The following is a 15,154-nucleotide window of genomic DNA, read 5'->3' on the forward strand; positions in this document are numbered from 1 at the left end:
TGAGACGATCATGAGTGCATTTAGGAGGATTTATGGAAAATAAAATATCAATTGCAATTGACGGCCCAGCCGCAGCCGGGAAAAGTACAGTAGCAAAAATTGTGGCAGAAAAACTTTCTTATATATATATTGATACTGGTGCGATGTACAGAGCATTAACATATAAAGCAATCATTAACCAACTCGATCTGGAAGATGAAGCAACATTATTGGATACGCTCTTATCGACAGATATTGAACTGAAACCATCTAATAAAGGGCAATTGGTCTTTCTTGACAACCTTGATGTAACGGATTTGATTCGTTCTGCCGAAGTAACCAATTCTGTGTCCTATGTCGCAAGGCAGCCAAAAGTTCGGCAAGAAATGGTGAAGAGACAGCAGGCATTTGCCACTGCTGGAGGAGTGGTGATGGATGGACGGGACATTGGAACGCATGTTTTACCAAACGCAGAAGTAAAAGTATTTTTGCTAGCAAGTGTGGAAGAGAGAGCTGAAAGGCGGCATACTGAAAACTTGGAGAAAGGCTTCCCTTCTGATTTGGAAAAATTAAAAGAAGAAATTGCTAAGCGAGATAAGATTGACTCAGAAAGAGAAGTAGCTCCTTTGAAGAAGGCAAGTGATGCAATTGAAATCGACACAACCTCTTTGACTATCCCTGATGTTGTCGAAAAAATAATGACACTGGTGAATGAAAGGATTGGTTGAGTGTGACATTTTATGGGTTCGCCAGATCGGTGGTTTATACCATCTTCAAACCGTGGTACCGAATACAAGCAATTGGGGTAGAAAATATACCAAAAGAGGGCGGAGTGCTTCTTTGCTCCAACCATATCTCTGTAATCGACCCAATCGTAGTCGGGATTATGTGTCCCCGTCCTGTGCATTATATGGCTAAAGATGAGCTTTTTCAGGTCCCGGTACTTGGAGGGATCGTTAGAAAATGTAATGCATTCCCGGTAAAAAGGGGATTCAGTGACCGAGAGGCTCTACGGACAGGATTAAAGCTTTTAAAGGACGGAAACGTATTTGGACTCTTTCCGGAAGGAACCAGAAGCAAAACCGGGGAACTTGGAAAAGGACTTTCAGGGGCTGGCTTTTTTGCATTAAGAACGGAAGCTTATGTTGTTCCATGTGCGGTCATTGGTCCGTATAAAAGTCTCAAAAAATTAAAAATGGTTTATGGTAAACCAATCGATATGACTGAAATGAGGCAAACAAAAGCTTCGGCAGAGCAGGTTACTGAATTAATTATGTCAGAAATTGATAAACTTATAAAAGAGCATAAATAGGTTCTGCTTGACAAAAAAGGCTATTTGTAAGAAGTTAGTAAAAAGAGATTTTTTTTGAAAATTCTATAGGTTATGTTTTATTTTATATATGGTGTATGCAGTCTGCTTTTCACCAAATCATATATAGATTTTTTAGAGTAAATGGAATAAGGAGGAATACATATGTCGGAAGAACTAAATCAAGTAGAAGTTAAAAACTTTGAAATCGGGGATAAAGTAACTGGACAAGTTACTAAGGTTGAGGAAAAACAGGTGCTTGTGAATATTCCAGGCAGTAAGCTTGATGGTATTATCCCAATCAGTGAACTTTCAAGTCTTCATATTGAAAAGGCGTCTGATGCCGCTCAAGAAGGTGATGAACTTGAATTAGAAGTGACTAAGGTAGAAGAAGATGCTTTAGTACTATCAAAACGGAAAGTGGATGCTGAAAAGGCTTGGGAAAACTTAGAGCAAAAATTTCAAGCTGGAGAGGTTTTCGAAACAGAGGTTAAGGACGTTGTAAAAGGCGGACTAGTTGTGGACCTTGGCGTTCGCGGATTTGTTCCTGCGTCCCTCGTTGAAGCTCATTTTGTTGAAGATTTCAGCGACTACAAAGGACGTACGCTTTCATTTAAAATCGTTGAACTAGATAAGGAAAAAAATCGTTTAATCCTCTCACATCGTGCAGTTGTAGAACAAGAAAAAGGAAAGTTAAAACAAAACCGTATTAGTTCTTTAGAAGTGGGACAGGTTATTGATGGAACGGTACAAAGAATTACTGATTTTGGTGCATTTGTAGATATAGGTGGAATTGATGGTTTAGTTCATATTTCTCAGTTATCCCATGAACATGTTAATAAGCCTTCTGACGTTGTCCAAGAAGGACAGCAAGTGAAAGTGAAAGTATTAAGTGTTGATCGTGATAATGAGAGAATTTCATTATCCATAAAAGAAACTCTTGCGGGACCTTGGAGTGATATCTCTGAAAAGGCTCCTAAAGGAAGTGTTTTAAACGGAACAGTAAAAAGATTAGTTTCTTATGGAGCTTTCGTGGAAGTATTCCCTGGTGTAGAAGGACTTGTTCATATTTCTCAAATTGCTCATAAACATATTGGAACTCCACATGAAGTTTTAAAAGAGGGTCAAGAAGTACAAGTGAAGGTTCTTGATGTAAACCAGAAAGATCAGCGTTTATCATTAAGCATAAAGGAATTGCTTGAAAAAGAGGCTGAGGAAAACTTTGATTACGAGCTTCCTGAAGAATCTAAAGGGTTCCAGCTTGGAGAAATGATCGGAGATAAACTAAAGAATCTAGGAAAATAATGGTGATGTAAGTGTCAAGATCTGAACGAAAATGGGATCATATTCGCTTTGCCTTGGAAGATAGGCAAAATCGTTCTGCAGTTTTCGATGATATCCAGTTTATTCACCAAAGCTTACCGAATATCCATGTGTCTGATGTTCGATTAAATGACGTAATTGGCGAACTTTCTTTAAGTTCGCCAATTTTTATCAATGCAATGACGGGCGGCGGAGGAGAAAAAACATATCAAATTAACAAGCAGCTAGCAATCGCTGCAAAGCATACCGGCGTAGCAATGGCTGTTGGATCACAAATGTCTGCTATCAAGGATAAACGAGAAAGATATACATATGAAATTGTCCGTAAGGAGAATCCAAATGGGATTGTTATCGCCAATTTGGGTAGTGAAGCGACAATTGAAAATGCTAAATTGGCCATTGATATGATTGGAGCCAATGCCTTACAAATCCATTTAAATGTCATTCAAGAACTAACGATGCCCGAGGGGGATCGGGATTTTACTGATTCTTTAAATAGAATTGAAAAGATTTCCAGAGGTGTAGATGTACCGATTATTGTTAAGGAAGTCGGCTTCGGTATGTCTAGGGAGACGGTTGAATCCTTATTTTCTGCAGGTGCTGCCTTTGTCGATGTGGGAGGTTCCGGGGGGACCAATTTTGCCGAAATAGAAAATAAGCGCAGGGAACAATCGCTGCCGTTTTTTAATAATTGGGGGATCCCTACACCGATTTCAATCCTTGAGGCAGCAAGCGTTTCTAATGGTATTCCGATTATTGGGTCCGGTGGTTTTTCCTCAAGCTTAGATATTGCAAAGGGTTTAGCAATTGGCGCCAGTGCTATTGGTTTAGCTGGTTTCTTCTTGCAAATACTTGTAGAGGAAGGATTGGATGTTTTAGTCGAAGAAATTAAAAACCTTCATATGGAATTAACGATGATTATGACTGCATTAGGTGCAAAGTCTATATCGGACTTAAAGAAAGCACCCATCATTATTTCAGGTAAAACCTATCACTGGTTAACTCAAAGAAGCATCGATACCAAACAATATAGCAACCGTAAGATGAAATAAGCTCTCGCATCAGCGAGAGCTTTTAACATTTATTCGTCATATTTTCCATCATTAAGATCTCTAGCTTCCTCGGGACTTGATAATTTTGTAGCACCTTTATAGTGTAATGCCTGATCACGATCTGATTCCACTCTTCTACTAGCCTTTAGCTTTTTTTCTTGGCGGTCTTTTCCCATTTTTACACCTCCTCTTAATAAGATGATTCACGAATCAAATATTATTCAAGGAAGTATGAAAGTACATAAAGATTACCAATAATGAAAATAATAGGAGGTGTATGTATGGGTGGTTTAATGTTTTATTGGATTAGCTGGTCATTTTGGGTTTATCTCACATTTCTGGCTGATAAGAAAAATCTATATCGGCGAAAACTATCTGCAATTATTTTAATCATGCTCCTATTATCTAATTTTCAGTTTAATCTTGGAGAATTTGACATTCATGTTAGTGGATTGTTTTTATTAATGATTTGCTATTTATTTATTAGCCAGGAAAAACGAGGAGCAATATTTTATTTCTTTATCTGTTCATTGATTGTGTCGATTGGGTATGTGGCCTTTCATTTGTTTGAGATTTTTGACCCGGTATGGATTATTTTTAAAAAGGAATGGATGATGGGAATTTGTTTTGGATACCTTGCCATCCTGCTTCAGAAAACCTTAAAAGGAAGATTACTGATTACAATTTGCGGAACAATGCAAGGAGAGTTTTTGTATGCCTATACCTTAAGTAAGTTTCCCTTTCCTTATGAGATAAGCGGGTTTGAATATCTAGATGCCTGTGCCTTAATATCTGCGTTATTAGTAGGCTGGAGTGCAATCGAAAATGCAAGTACATTTATCCAGACTCACTATCACTTTTTTGAAAAAGGAAAACAAAAATCTTCATAAATTGGGTTGAGTGGAGAATCCTTTCCATTGCGGGAAAGGATTAACATTGTTAAAATAATTGAAGTTAGGCCCTTCTTGTTAACAGAAGGGTTTCTTTACTTACGTGAGAACTTTCAATTTGAATAATGCTAACTAATAACACAATTGTAAAATATATCAGAAAGGATGGCGATTTTAATGGTTAAACCTGTTATTGCCATTGTAGGAAGACCAAACGTTGGAAAATCGACGATTTTTAATAGGATTGTCGGTGAGCGTGTTTCCATCGTCGAAGACGTTCCGGGAGTAACTAGAGATCGGATTTATAGTTCAGGTGAGTGGCTAACACATGATTTTAATGTAATTGACACAGGTGGAATTGATATTGGTGATGAGCCGTTTTTAGAGCAGATTCGTCAGCAGGCAGAAGTGGCTATCGATGAAGCTGATGTGATTATCTTTTTAACAAATGGTCGTGAAGGGGTAACAGCAGCGGACGAAGAAGTGGCAAAAATTCTCTATAAATCCAAAAAGCCAATCGTATTAGGGGTTAATAAAATCGATAACCCTGATATGCGTGAGTTTATTTATGATTTTTATTCATTGGGGTTTGGTGAACCAATTCCAGTCTCAGGGTCACATGGGCTGGGTCTAGGTGATTTATTAGACGAGGCAGCCAAACACTTCCCTAAATCCAAGCCAATAGAATATGATGAAGATGTAGTTAAGTTTTCCTTGATTGGTCGCCCAAATGTTGGAAAGTCTTCCTTAGTGAATGCCATTTTAGGAGAAGATCGTGTCATCGTCAGTAATATTGCCGGTACAACACGTGATGCTGTCGATTCACCGTATACTTATAACGGGCAAAGATATGTCATTATTGATACTGCAGGGATCAGAAAAAAAGGAAAAGTGTATGAGACTACAGAAAAGTATAGTGTACTGCGTGCGTTAAGGGCTATCGAACGTTCTGATGTGGTATTAGTGGTTATTAACGCAGAAGAAGGGATTATTGAGCAAGATAAGAAAATAGCAGGTTATGCTCACGAAGCAGGACGAGCTGTCGTGATTGTAGTTAATAAATGGGATGCAGTTGAAAAAGATGAGAAAACAATGAAGGAATTGGAACAAAAGATAAGAGAACATTTCTTATTTCTTAGCTATGCTCCGATTGTTTTCTTATCGGCAAAAACTAAAAAACGAATTCATACCCTTATGCCTGTGATCGATACTGCCAGTGAAAACCATTCGATGCGGGTTGAAACAAGTGTGTTAAATGATGTGATTATGGACGCGGTTGCGATGAATCCGACACCTAGCGATAAAGGAAAACGTTTAAAGATTTATTATGCAACTCAAGTGGCTGTCAAACCTCCAACCTTTGTTGTGTTTGTGAATGAACCTGAATTAATGCATTTTTCCTATGAGCGCTTTCTTGAAAACAGGATAAGGGATGCTTTTGGATTCGAGGGTACCCCAATCAAGATTTATGCTCGAGAAAGAAAATAATAATAGGCGGGTGAAGGGTTATGCAGGAGGATAACAAAACAGCGGTAACTGTTATAGGTGCAGGAAGCTGGGGAACAGCCCTTGCGATGGTACTTGCTGACAACGGTCATGAAATACGTTTATGGAGTCATAATGAGAATCAGGTAAAGGAAATAAATCAATTTCATACTAATCAAAAATATTTACCTGAAATCAAACTTCCGGAATTAATTGTCAGTTATGCCTCGCTAAATGATGCCTTAATAGGAGTTGAAAACATTGTTTTGGCTGTTCCGACAAAAGCGATCAGAGAAGTGCTGGGCAAGATTCGGGCAGTCCGGAAGGCACCGCTAACCATTACACATGTAAGTAAGGGGATTGAGCCTAATTCCCTGTTACGGATAAGCGAAATCATAAAAGAAGAAATGCCAAAAGAGCTTCTAAAGGATGTCGTTGTTCTCTCAGGACCAAGTCATGCTGAAGAAGTCAGTCTTAGACATCCTACGACGGTTACTGTCTCATCGGAAAATATGGAAGCAGCAGAACGTATTCAAGATTTATTTATCAATCAAAATTTCCGTGTATATACCAATTCAGATGTGATTGGTGTGGAAATTGGCGGTGCATTGAAGAACATTATCGCCTTGGCTGCAGGAATCACAGATGGACTTGGTTACGGTGATAATGCAAAGGCGGCCTTAATGACTAGAGGACTAGCTGAAATAGCCCGTCTCGGTACAAAGATGGGCGCCAATCCATTAACGTTTTCCGGATTAGCAGGAATTGGCGACCTAATTGTAACATGTACAAGTGTTCATTCAAGGAACTGGAAAGCGGGTAATCTGCTTGGTAAGGGAAAAACCTTAGATGAGGTTCTCGATAATATGGGAATGGTTGTCGAGGGTGTAAGGACTACCAAAGCGGCCTATCAGCTTGCACAAACGTATGATGTTCAGATGCCAATCACATCTGTCCTTTATAATGTCTTATTTAATGGAAAAAATCCAAAAGATGCCGTCGATGTTTTAATGTCGCGCGGCAGAACTCATGAAATGGAAGATTTAGTTAATGTCCTTGAAGAAAAATCCCTTGAATAGTAAAAATGTGCATTTTTATTAAGAAAATAGGCGTTCCCCTGATGCGTTTTTTCTCTAGGTTGCATACAATGCAACGAAGCAACCTGGTAGTAGACGTTGGTGAATGGGTTATTTAGTCCAGAAAATGGCTGAAGTAAAGAACTCGCCCCTCTTTACTTCAGTTTTTTTTATTTTAAAAAATTTTTTTATAATAATAGCTATGTTATAATTAATCTTCGAAAAAGGGGGAATAAAATTGTCGCCAGCCATGATAAAAATGTGGATATCCATTGCGGGTATGGCTCTTATGTTTCTTGCCATTATTACGATTTATTTGAGCCGGTATAAGTTAAAAGGAATCTTTCGAATGATAACAGCTATTATTGCTTATTTATTTATGATTGTTGCAGGATTGACCTTACTGATCGTTTTCTTCACTTGAATTTTAAAACCATACATAAATCTAAAGGTGATTTTATGAAAAGAAAAATGATGTTTAGCTTTCTGCTGATTACGGCAGTACTTTTATCTGGCTGCATGTATCCGCAAGAAGAATTAACGCAAAATCAGGTACCGTATAAAGATCAAATCAAAGCAGTACAGACAGCAGTAGATGACTTTCAAAAGGATAATGGAGGGATTCTGCCCATTAAAACGAAGGATGCGAAAACACCGATTTATCAAAAGTACCCAATTGATTTTAATAAGATTGCACCAAAGTATATTGCCGAACCACCCGGAAATGCTTATGAGAGCGGTGGTATATTTCAATATGTGCTTATAGATGTGGAGACCAATCCTACCGTTAAATTGTTGGATTTAAGATTGGCAGAAACCATTCGTGATATAAAACTAAGGATCAAAACAAATGGTTATCCACCATATAAAGAACAAATTGCCAAAAATGTATTTTCACTTGATTATTCTAAACTTGGATTTAAGAAGGCTCCGTACGCTGTTAGCCCATTTACGAATCAAAACCTTTCATTCGTCATAAGTGGTAATGCCGAGGTTTACGTTGATTATCGGCCCGATCTATATCAAGCCCTAAAAAAGACGGGGAAGGAGCCGAAACCTGGCGAAGATATACGCTCTATTTTAGTGGATAATTCCATGTTTGTTCCTGCCTATTCCCTGCCCTATACAATTGATCCTAAGACAAAAGAACCTGTGTTTTTAGAAAAATAAAAATGTTGATCGCTTCTCTTCTCTACTGCTAGAGAATGCTCTGCTTTAATTTTTGTCATAACCCTTTTCCTATGAAATATATTGTAGGAGAAGGGTTTTTTATGCTTAATCATATATTGGCGATATGGATCCATATGTTCTCTCCGTATCCGTTAACCATAGTTAGAAACCCTCCATACAATCAAATGTTCAGAGAAAGACAGATATCAGCACATCTTTGTGAAATTTTAACAAGGGGGTAAAAATTTTAGAAAAGTGTCATAACAAGATAGGACAACATCATAAATATATACTGTCCAAAAATACCTAATATGGATGATATTATCCCACTTTACTCTATGATCGGGAGGGGATCACTTGGAAAAGGTTGACATTTTTAAAGATATTGCCGAGAGAACCGGCGGTGATATTTATCTAGGAGTAGTCGGTGCAGTACGAACAGGTAAATCGACATTTATTAAAAAGTTCATGGAGCTTGTTGTCTTACCGAATATAAACAATGAAGCTGAAAGATCTCGGGCACAAGATGAGCTTCCGCAAAGTGCAGCAGGTAAAACGATCATGACAACTGAGCCGAAATTTGTCCCAAATCAGGCGGCCACTGTGGATGTTGATGAGGGTCTTAATGTTAATATCAGGCTGGTAGATTGTGTTGGATACACAGTACCTGGCGCTAAGGGTTATGAAGATGAAAATGGACCTAGGATGATTAATACGCCATGGTATGAGGAGCCTATTCCATTCCATGAAGCGGCTGAAATTGGCACAAGAAAGGTAATTCAGGAACATTCAACTATTGGGGTTGTAGTAACGACTGATGGAACAATTGGTGAAATTCCTAGAAGTAACTATATTGAGGCAGAAGAACGAGTTATAAATGAGTTGAAAGAAGTTGGCAAACCGTTTATTATGGTGGTCAATAGTGCTCAGCCATATCACCCTGCTACTGAAACATTAAGATCAAGCCTATCAGAGAAATATGATATTCCTGTACTTGCAATGAGCGTAGAAAGCATGCGTGACAGTGATGTTCTCAATGTTCTTCGCGAGGCACTTTACGAGTTTCCGGTACTTGAAGTCAATGTAAACCTGCCAAGCTGGGTCATGGTACTTAGAGAAAATCATTGGCTTCGTGAAAGCTATCAGGATGCAGTGAAAGAAACAGTTAAAGATATCAAGAGATTACGAGATGTTGACCGTGTCGTTCAACAGTTCAGTGACTTTGAATTCATTGATAAAGCCGGATTAGCTGGTATTGAGATGGGTTCTGGTGTTGCTGAAATCGACTTAATCGCTCCTGATGAGTTATATGATGATATTTTAAAAGAAATTGTCGGTGTGGAAATCAGAGGTAAGGATCATCTGCTAGAATTAATGCAGGATTTTGCCCATGCGAAAGCAGAATATGACCACATTGCCGATGCAATAAAAATGGTTAAACAAACAGGCTATGGGATTGCATCACCATCACTTTCTGATATGAGTCTTGAAGAACCAGAAATCATCCGTCAGGGTGCTAGATTCGGTGTAAGACTTAGAGCGGTAGCTCCATCGATTCATATGATTAAAGTCGATGTAGAATCAGAATTTGCTCCGATTATCGGTACGGAAAAACAAAGTGAAGAGTTAGTCCGCTATCTAATGCAGGACTTCGAGGATGATCCATTATCGATTTGGAATTCCGACATTTTTGGCCGGTCTTTGAGTTCTATTGTTCGAGAGGGGATTCAAGGTAAACTATCTTTAATGCCAGAGAATGCCAGATATAAATTAAAGGAAACATTAGAGAGAATTATTAACGAAGGTTCTGGCGGATTAATCGCGATTATCCTCTAACATTTGGGCTCCATTTTGGAGTCCTTTTTTTATTGCCGCTACATATGTGCTAAAAATAAGTCAAATATAGCAGTATATTGATGAACAAAAGAAAAGATTACCATTATTTCATGAAATCTTCTTGATATGCGGAAATGATTATGATAATCTTTTAACAGAATTACGTTATAGTGCTTGAACCCTTTATTTTATTGGGTTTTTATTAAAAAAATAGATTTAGGTCACCAAAGTAGTAAAAATGGATTACTTTGGTAATAAAACCTTGCTATGACGTATAGAAATTAGAAAAATTGTTTAGAAATGTAGATAAGTAATCTTATTTACGAATCTTGATAATTTCTTTGGGAGGAGGTGAATGGCATGAACAAGACAGAACTTATTAATGCAGTTGCTGAAGCTAGCGAGCTTTCAAAAAAGGACGCTACAAAAGCAGTTGATGCTGTTTTTGATGCGATTTTAGATGCTTTGAAAAATGGTGATAAGGTACAACTAATTGGTTTTGGTAACTTTGAAGTACGTGAACGTGCTGCCCGTAAGGGTCGTAACCCACAAACAGGTGATGAAATCGAAATCGCTGCTAGTAAGGTACCGGCTTTCAAACCAGGTAAAGCGCTTAAAGATGCAGTTAAGTAATTACATAAATGATTGCTTTAAGCAGGTAGCTTAGGCAAAAAGGTCATGGAGAAGTCCATGGCCTTTTTTCTACTTAAAGGGTAATCATCGACTGTAAGTATCTATTTTTTTGCTTGGAATGAAATGATTGTGCTAATATGTAGTTGGTGTTTATACTTAAAAGATATACTCTAGGAGGAATTCGGTATGTCGGAAGTCAATCGTGCCCAAATAGAAGAGGCGGTACGTTTAATATTAGAGGCAATTGGTGAAGATCCAAATCGTGAAGGTCTACTTGACACACCTAAAAGAGTGGCAAAAATGTATGAGGAAGTTTTCAGTGGTTTAAATGAAGATCCAAAGCAGCATTTTGAGACCATTTTTAGTGAAGATCACGAAGAACTTGTTTTAGTGAAAGATATTCCGTTCTACTCAATGTGCGAGCATCATTTAGTTCCTTTTTTTGGAAAAGCGCATGTTGCTTATATCCCACAAAATGGCCGTGTCACAGGGCTTAGTAAATTAGCTCGTGCTGTTGAAGCAGTTGCTAAAAGGCCGCAGCTGCAGGAACGGATTACGTCAACAATAGCAGATAGCATGATGGAAAAGCTTGACCCTCGCGGTGTAATGGTTGTAGTAGAAGCTGAGCATATGTGTATGACAATGCGTGGTGTAAAAAAGCCTGGTTCCAAAACCGTTACAACAGCTGTCCGCGGAGTCCTTGCAGATGATGCAGTGGCACGATCTGAAGTCCTATCCTTAATTAAATATTGAAATTAATTATTTCTTGACATATGGAGTGATCAAATTGGAAAAGCGTAATCCACAAAATAGCGATTATGTTGTGATTAAAGCTCAAGATGATGGAGTCAGTGTAATCGGCTTAACAAGGGGCTCTGATACCAGATTCCATCATTCGGAAAAGCTTGATAAAGGAGAGGTCCTCATTGCTCAATTTACGGAGCATACCTCTGCGATTAAAATTCGTGGTAACGCTAAAATTCTCACTCAATTTGGTGAAGTTGAGAGTGAAATTAGAAAATAGCGGCAACTTAGAATGGTTAGTGATTATTTTGTGAATTCCTGCTCACTTCAGACCTTTTATGTTATAATTGGGTCTGCCTTGTTTTATTTTTCTCTTTAGGTGGGCATGAAAATTTCATTCAAATAAACAATATAAAATACATATAGTGATTACATCGGGGAAGCAAGGGTGATGACAGTGCACGACATTCGACAAAAATTTACAACGATAAAAGAGCAGGTCGAAAAGAGGGTGTTTGATTCCTACTTGCTTGAATTTATCGAAACCCCAAAAATAGATGAGGAAAAGCTGTTAGTTCTCGTCTCTTTACTGGAATCATTAGAACTCTCTTTTAATCAGATACAAAACTATACATTGTCAACCATGTTAATCCAAATTGCCCTTGATACCCATGATTATATATCAAGCGAGACCATAGATGAGAAAAAAAGACAACTAACTGTACTTGCTGGAGACTATTTTAGCGGACTATATTATCAAATTCTTGCAGAAGCTGAAGATATTAACATGATAAAAGCTCTTTCAGCAGGGGTGAAAGAAGTAAACGAACATAAAATTCTCGTATACCAAACGGACCTCGATGGCATAGAGAGTCTAATGTCAGGTATTAGAAAAATTGAAAGTTCTTTACTGTCAAAGGTCGCAGATTATTTTAAAGTAGAGTTTTGGGATGAGTTTCTTGGGGATCTTTTATTATTTAAAAGGCTATTAATTGAGAGAAACGAATATTTTCAATCAGGCTGCTCTATTCTTTTTCAATCATTGAAGAAACTCGTTTTCACAGGAGCAAAATTGGAAGATTTAACAGAAGAACAACAACAGCGTTTAATTCAGACATGCGATGAATATATGGAACGTTTAAAACATGCTGTAGAAAAACAACTTCCTAACATAAATGACTTTCTTGCAAAAAGGGTCACAGCGTTGTTGGGTCAGTATCAGCCATATGCAAAAACTTTTGTGGAAGAAGGGTAAAACATGCAGCAATCGAAAGAACAGCGCGTTCATAATGTGTTTGAAAAGATATCTGATAACTATGATAAAATGAACTCAGTTATTAGTTTTCAGCAACACATCAAATGGCGGAAGGATACCATGAGAAGAATGAATGTTCAACCGGGTTCAAAAGCTCTCGATGTATGCTGCGGAACTGCTGATTGGACCATTGCCTTAGCTGAAGCAGTTGGCCCGACAGGAAAAGTTACAGGTTTAGACTTTAGCCAAAACATGTTGAATGTTGGGATAGAAAAAGTTAAGGATTTAGGACTGGAACAGGTGACATTAATTCATGGAAATGCAATGGAACTTCCTTTTCCAGATAATAGCTTTGATTATGTTACAATTGGCTTTGGCTTAAGAAATGTACCTGATTACCTGCAGGTATTAAAGGAAATGCATCGGGTTCTTAAACCAGGCGGGATCGCAGTTTGCCTGGAAACATCACAGCCCACCTTAATTGGCTATAAACAGCTTTATTATTTTTATTTTCGTTTTATCATGCCTTTGTTTGGAAAACTTTTGGCGAAAAGCTACCGGGAGTATTCATGGCTCCATGAATCTGCCCGTGATTTTCCAGGGATGAGAGAGCTTGCCAAGTTGTTTGAAAAGGCAGGGTTCAATGAAGTGAAATATAAACCATACAGTGGTGGTGCTGCCGCTGTTCATATAGGTAAAAAAATCTAATTCATCAAAAATGAAGACGGGATGAAAAGCAGGGTGAATACAAATGAAATTAAAAATGATGTATTCATTTTTGAATTCGGATATTAACATAATAGAAAAAGAACTTGAAGAGACCATCCAGCCGGAGTCTCTTCTTTTGAAACAAGCTTCTATGCATACACTACAAGCTGGAGGGAAACGAATTCGTCCTGTTTTTGTTTTGCTTGCAGGTAAATTTGGTGATTACGATATCCATGTACTGAAAAATGTAGCTGTCGCATTGGAATTAATTCATATGGCCTCACTGGTTCATGATGATGTGATAGATGATGCTGATCTTCGCCGGGGACAACCAACTGTCAAATCAAAATGGGATAACAAAATAGCGATGTATACAGGTGACTTTGTTTTTGCCCTTGCTCTCGAATTAATGACAAATATTAAAAGACCTGAGGCCCATAAAATTTTGGCGAACACCATTGTGGAAGTAACTGTAGGTGAAATTCAACAAATTAAAGATAAATATCGTTTTAAGCAAACCCTTAGAGATTACCTTAGGAGAATAAAAAGGAAGACTGCCCTATTAATTGCAGTAAGCTGTCAATTAGGGGCTGTTGCTGCCGGGGTAGAAGGAAAATATCATAAGAAACTATTCCGATTTGGTTATTACGTTGGAATGTCCTATCAGATTATTGATGATATTTTGGATTTCACCTCGACTGAAAAGGAACTAGGAAAGCCAGCTGGAAGCGATCTTCTACAAGGAAATATTACAGCCCCTGCCCTGTTTGCTATGGATGATCCTCATACACTTTGTGAAATTGAAAAGGTACATGAAAAAATGGGACCTGAGGAAATAGGACGGATCATCTCCCTAATTAAACGATCAGGTGCGATTGAAAAATCCTTCGCTTTAAGTGATCACTATTTAGATAAGGCATTAACTGTACTAGAAGAGTTACCAGAAAATAAAGCCAAAAGGACATTGCGAGATATTGCTAAATATATAGGCAGACGAAAGTTTTAATTTCTTTGCCGACGTCAGCTTGCTAAATATTCAAAAAAATGATAACATTTTCATGGATTGTTCAAAACTAACAATCAATATACATAATATTTTTTTTAGGAGTGGAAACCATGGAAAAAACATTTTTGATGGTAAAGCCTGACGGAGTTCAGCGTAACCTTATTGGGGAAATTGTAGTTCGCTTTGAAAAGAAAGGCTTCCAATTAGTCGGGGCAAAATTAATGAGTATTCCAAATGAGCTTGCTGAAGAACATTATGGGGAACATAAGGAGCGTCCATTTTTCGGGGAATTAGTTGATTTCATCACTTCAGGACCTGTTTTTGCGATGGTTTGGCAGGGTGAAAATGTGATTGCAACAGCTCGTCAAATGATGGGTTCTACTAATCCTAAGGACGCGGCCCCAGGAACGATCCGCGGTGATTTTGGCCTTACTGTGGGTAAAAATGTTATTCACGGCTCTGATTCTCCGGCTAGTGCGGAACGTGAAATTGGATTATTCTTTAAAGAAATTGAAGTAGTTGATTATTCTAAGTTAGTGAACGAGTGGATTTACTAATCTAACTTGAAAGGCACTTGTATAATAATATACGAGTGCCTTTTTTTGTATCCGATTACAAAAATTTTACCCTTATTTTCTGAATAGTTATACTATGTTTATTTTGCTCAATATGTTATATTGATAAATAA

18 protein-coding genes are annotated in these 15,154 nt (G+C 37.9%); 17 read left to right on the plus strand and 1 reads right to left on the minus strand.

The window, feature by feature from the left end; translation table 11 throughout:
* Nucleotides 1-32: 32 nt before the first annotated feature.
* The 4 genes from cmk (at nucleotide 33) to fni (ending at nucleotide 3,663) form a co-directional block, all read left to right on the plus strand.
* Entirely contained in the window at nucleotides 33-707 is a 675-nt protein-coding gene (gene cmk / locus AAHB15_RS15690) for a (d)CMP kinase (RefSeq protein WP_342042776.1), read from the plus strand.
* Nucleotides 708-709: 2 nt separating this feature from the next.
* The gene (locus tag AAHB15_RS15695; protein WP_144563006.1) at nucleotides 710-1,291 is read left to right on the plus strand and encodes a lysophospholipid acyltransferase family protein; all 582 of its coding nucleotides are present in this window, start codon (nucleotides 710-712) and stop codon (nucleotides 1,289-1,291) included.
* Between the two features lie 162 nt (nucleotides 1,292-1,453).
* Nucleotides 1,454-2,593: a 30S ribosomal protein S1 gene (gene rpsA / locus AAHB15_RS15700; RefSeq protein WP_335572803.1), complete on the plus strand. Its 1,140-nt coding sequence runs from the start codon at nucleotides 1,454-1,456 to the stop codon at nucleotides 2,591-2,593.
* An 11-nt stretch (nucleotides 2,594-2,604) separates the two neighbouring features.
* Nucleotides 2,605-3,663, plus strand: a complete 1,059-nt coding sequence (fni, locus tag AAHB15_RS15705) for a type 2 isopentenyl-diphosphate Delta-isomerase (RefSeq protein WP_335572804.1) — start codon at nucleotides 2,605-2,607, stop codon at nucleotides 3,661-3,663.
* 29 nt (nucleotides 3,664-3,692) lie between these two features.
* On the opposite strand, the gene AAHB15_RS15710 is transcribed toward fni, so the two are convergent.
* On the minus strand, nucleotides 3,693-3,839 hold the full coding sequence (locus AAHB15_RS15710) for a YpzI family protein (protein WP_144563004.1): 147 nt from the start codon (nucleotides 3,837-3,839) through the stop codon (nucleotides 3,693-3,695).
* Between the two features lie 105 nt (nucleotides 3,840-3,944).
* Between AAHB15_RS15710 and AAHB15_RS15715 the strand changes: the two genes are divergently transcribed.
* The 13 genes from AAHB15_RS15715 (at nucleotide 3,945) to ndk (ending at nucleotide 15,023) form a co-directional block, all read left to right on the plus strand.
* Nucleotides 3,945-4,553, plus strand: a complete 609-nt coding sequence (locus tag AAHB15_RS15715; protein ID WP_335572805.1) for a YphA family membrane protein — start codon at nucleotides 3,945-3,947, stop codon at nucleotides 4,551-4,553.
* A gap of 177 nt (nucleotides 4,554-4,730) precedes the next feature.
* Nucleotides 4,731-6,041, plus strand: coding sequence for a ribosome biogenesis GTPase Der (gene der, locus AAHB15_RS15720; protein ID WP_335572806.1), 1,311 nt, complete (start codon nucleotides 4,731-4,733; stop codon nucleotides 6,039-6,041).
* Between the two features lie 20 nt (nucleotides 6,042-6,061).
* Nucleotides 6,062-7,117 (plus strand): NAD(P)H-dependent glycerol-3-phosphate dehydrogenase, encoded by a 1,056-nt coding sequence (locus tag AAHB15_RS15725; protein WP_342042777.1) that lies wholly within the window; start codon nucleotides 6,062-6,064, stop codon nucleotides 7,115-7,117.
* 235 nt (nucleotides 7,118-7,352) lie between these two features.
* The gene (locus AAHB15_RS15730; RefSeq protein ID WP_098532975.1) at nucleotides 7,353-7,538 is read left to right on the plus strand and encodes a DUF2768 domain-containing protein; all 186 of its coding nucleotides are present in this window, start codon (nucleotides 7,353-7,355) and stop codon (nucleotides 7,536-7,538) included.
* A 35-nt stretch (nucleotides 7,539-7,573) separates the two neighbouring features.
* Nucleotides 7,574-8,284: a hypothetical protein gene (locus AAHB15_RS15735; protein ID WP_335572808.1), complete on the plus strand. Its 711-nt coding sequence runs from the start codon at nucleotides 7,574-7,576 to the stop codon at nucleotides 8,282-8,284.
* Between the two features lie 357 nt (nucleotides 8,285-8,641).
* A complete protein-coding gene (spoIVA, locus tag AAHB15_RS15740) occupies nucleotides 8,642-10,120 on the plus strand; it encodes a stage IV sporulation protein A (protein WP_335572809.1) in 1,479 nt (492 codons plus the stop codon).
* Nucleotides 10,121-10,480: 360 nt separating this feature from the next.
* Nucleotides 10,481-10,753: an HU family DNA-binding protein gene (locus AAHB15_RS15745; RefSeq protein ID WP_007084878.1), complete on the plus strand. Its 273-nt coding sequence runs from the start codon at nucleotides 10,481-10,483 to the stop codon at nucleotides 10,751-10,753.
* Nucleotides 10,754-10,939: 186 nt separating this feature from the next.
* Complete coding sequence (gene folE, locus AAHB15_RS15750; RefSeq protein ID WP_098533697.1) at nucleotides 10,940-11,506, plus strand: GTP cyclohydrolase I FolE; 567 nt, start codon at nucleotides 10,940-10,942, stop codon at nucleotides 11,504-11,506.
* A gap of 34 nt (nucleotides 11,507-11,540) precedes the next feature.
* Nucleotides 11,541-11,777, plus strand: coding sequence for a trp RNA-binding attenuation protein MtrB (mtrB, locus tag AAHB15_RS15755; protein ID WP_098533695.1), 237 nt, complete (start codon nucleotides 11,541-11,543; stop codon nucleotides 11,775-11,777).
* Between the two features lie 171 nt (nucleotides 11,778-11,948).
* Nucleotides 11,949-12,752, plus strand: a complete 804-nt coding sequence (locus AAHB15_RS15760; RefSeq protein WP_335572810.1) for a heptaprenyl diphosphate synthase component 1 — start codon at nucleotides 11,949-11,951, stop codon at nucleotides 12,750-12,752.
* A 3-nt stretch (nucleotides 12,753-12,755) separates the two neighbouring features.
* Entirely contained in the window at nucleotides 12,756-13,460 is a 705-nt protein-coding gene (locus AAHB15_RS15765; protein WP_342042778.1) for a demethylmenaquinone methyltransferase, read from the plus strand.
* A 43-nt stretch (nucleotides 13,461-13,503) separates the two neighbouring features.
* The gene (hepT, locus tag AAHB15_RS15770) at nucleotides 13,504-14,466 is read left to right on the plus strand and encodes a heptaprenyl diphosphate synthase component II (RefSeq protein ID WP_335572812.1); all 963 of its coding nucleotides are present in this window, start codon (nucleotides 13,504-13,506) and stop codon (nucleotides 14,464-14,466) included.
* A gap of 110 nt (nucleotides 14,467-14,576) precedes the next feature.
* Nucleotides 14,577-15,023, plus strand: coding sequence for a nucleoside-diphosphate kinase (gene ndk, locus AAHB15_RS15775; protein ID WP_335572813.1), 447 nt, complete (start codon nucleotides 14,577-14,579; stop codon nucleotides 15,021-15,023).
* Nucleotides 15,024-15,154 lie beyond the last annotated feature (131 nt).

The sequence above is a fragment of the Bacillus sp. OTU2372 genome, from assembly GCF_038440275.1.
Lineage (GTDB): Bacteria > Bacillota > Bacilli > Bacillales > Cytobacillaceae > Neobacillus > Neobacillus bataviensis_B.

Bases quoted from the DNA above. Each gene is read 5' to 3' on its own strand.
- cmk (WP_342042776.1), top strand. From the start codon at position 33: ATGGAAAATAAAATATCAATTGCAATTGACGGCCCAGCCGCAGCCGGG.
- rpsA (WP_335572803.1), top strand. From the start codon at position 1,454: ATGTCGGAAGAACTAAATCAAGTAGAAGTTAAAAACTTTGAAATCGGG.
- AAHB15_RS15710 (WP_144563004.1), bottom strand. From the start codon at position 3,839: ATGGGAAAAGACCGCCAAGAAAAAAAGCTAAAGGCTAGTAGAAGAGTG.
- AAHB15_RS15715 (WP_335572805.1), top strand. From the start codon at position 3,945: ATGGGTGGTTTAATGTTTTATTGGATTAGCTGGTCATTTTGGGTTTAT.
- der (WP_335572806.1), top strand. From the start codon at position 4,731: ATGGTTAAACCTGTTATTGCCATTGTAGGAAGACCAAACGTTGGAAAA.
- AAHB15_RS15725 (WP_342042777.1), top strand. From the start codon at position 6,062: ATGCAGGAGGATAACAAAACAGCGGTAACTGTTATAGGTGCAGGAAGC.
- AAHB15_RS15735 (WP_335572808.1), top strand. From the start codon at position 7,574: ATGAAAAGAAAAATGATGTTTAGCTTTCTGCTGATTACGGCAGTACTT.
- AAHB15_RS15745 (WP_007084878.1), top strand. From the start codon at position 10,481: ATGAACAAGACAGAACTTATTAATGCAGTTGCTGAAGCTAGCGAGCTT.
- folE (WP_098533697.1), top strand. From the start codon at position 10,940: ATGTCGGAAGTCAATCGTGCCCAAATAGAAGAGGCGGTACGTTTAATA.
- AAHB15_RS15760 (WP_335572810.1), top strand. From the start codon at position 11,949: ATGACAGTGCACGACATTCGACAAAAATTTACAACGATAAAAGAGCAG.
- AAHB15_RS15765 (WP_342042778.1), top strand. From the start codon at position 12,756: ATGCAGCAATCGAAAGAACAGCGCGTTCATAATGTGTTTGAAAAGATA.
- hepT (WP_335572812.1), top strand. From the start codon at position 13,504: ATGAAATTAAAAATGATGTATTCATTTTTGAATTCGGATATTAACATA.
- ndk (WP_335572813.1), top strand. From the start codon at position 14,577: ATGGAAAAAACATTTTTGATGGTAAAGCCTGACGGAGTTCAGCGTAAC.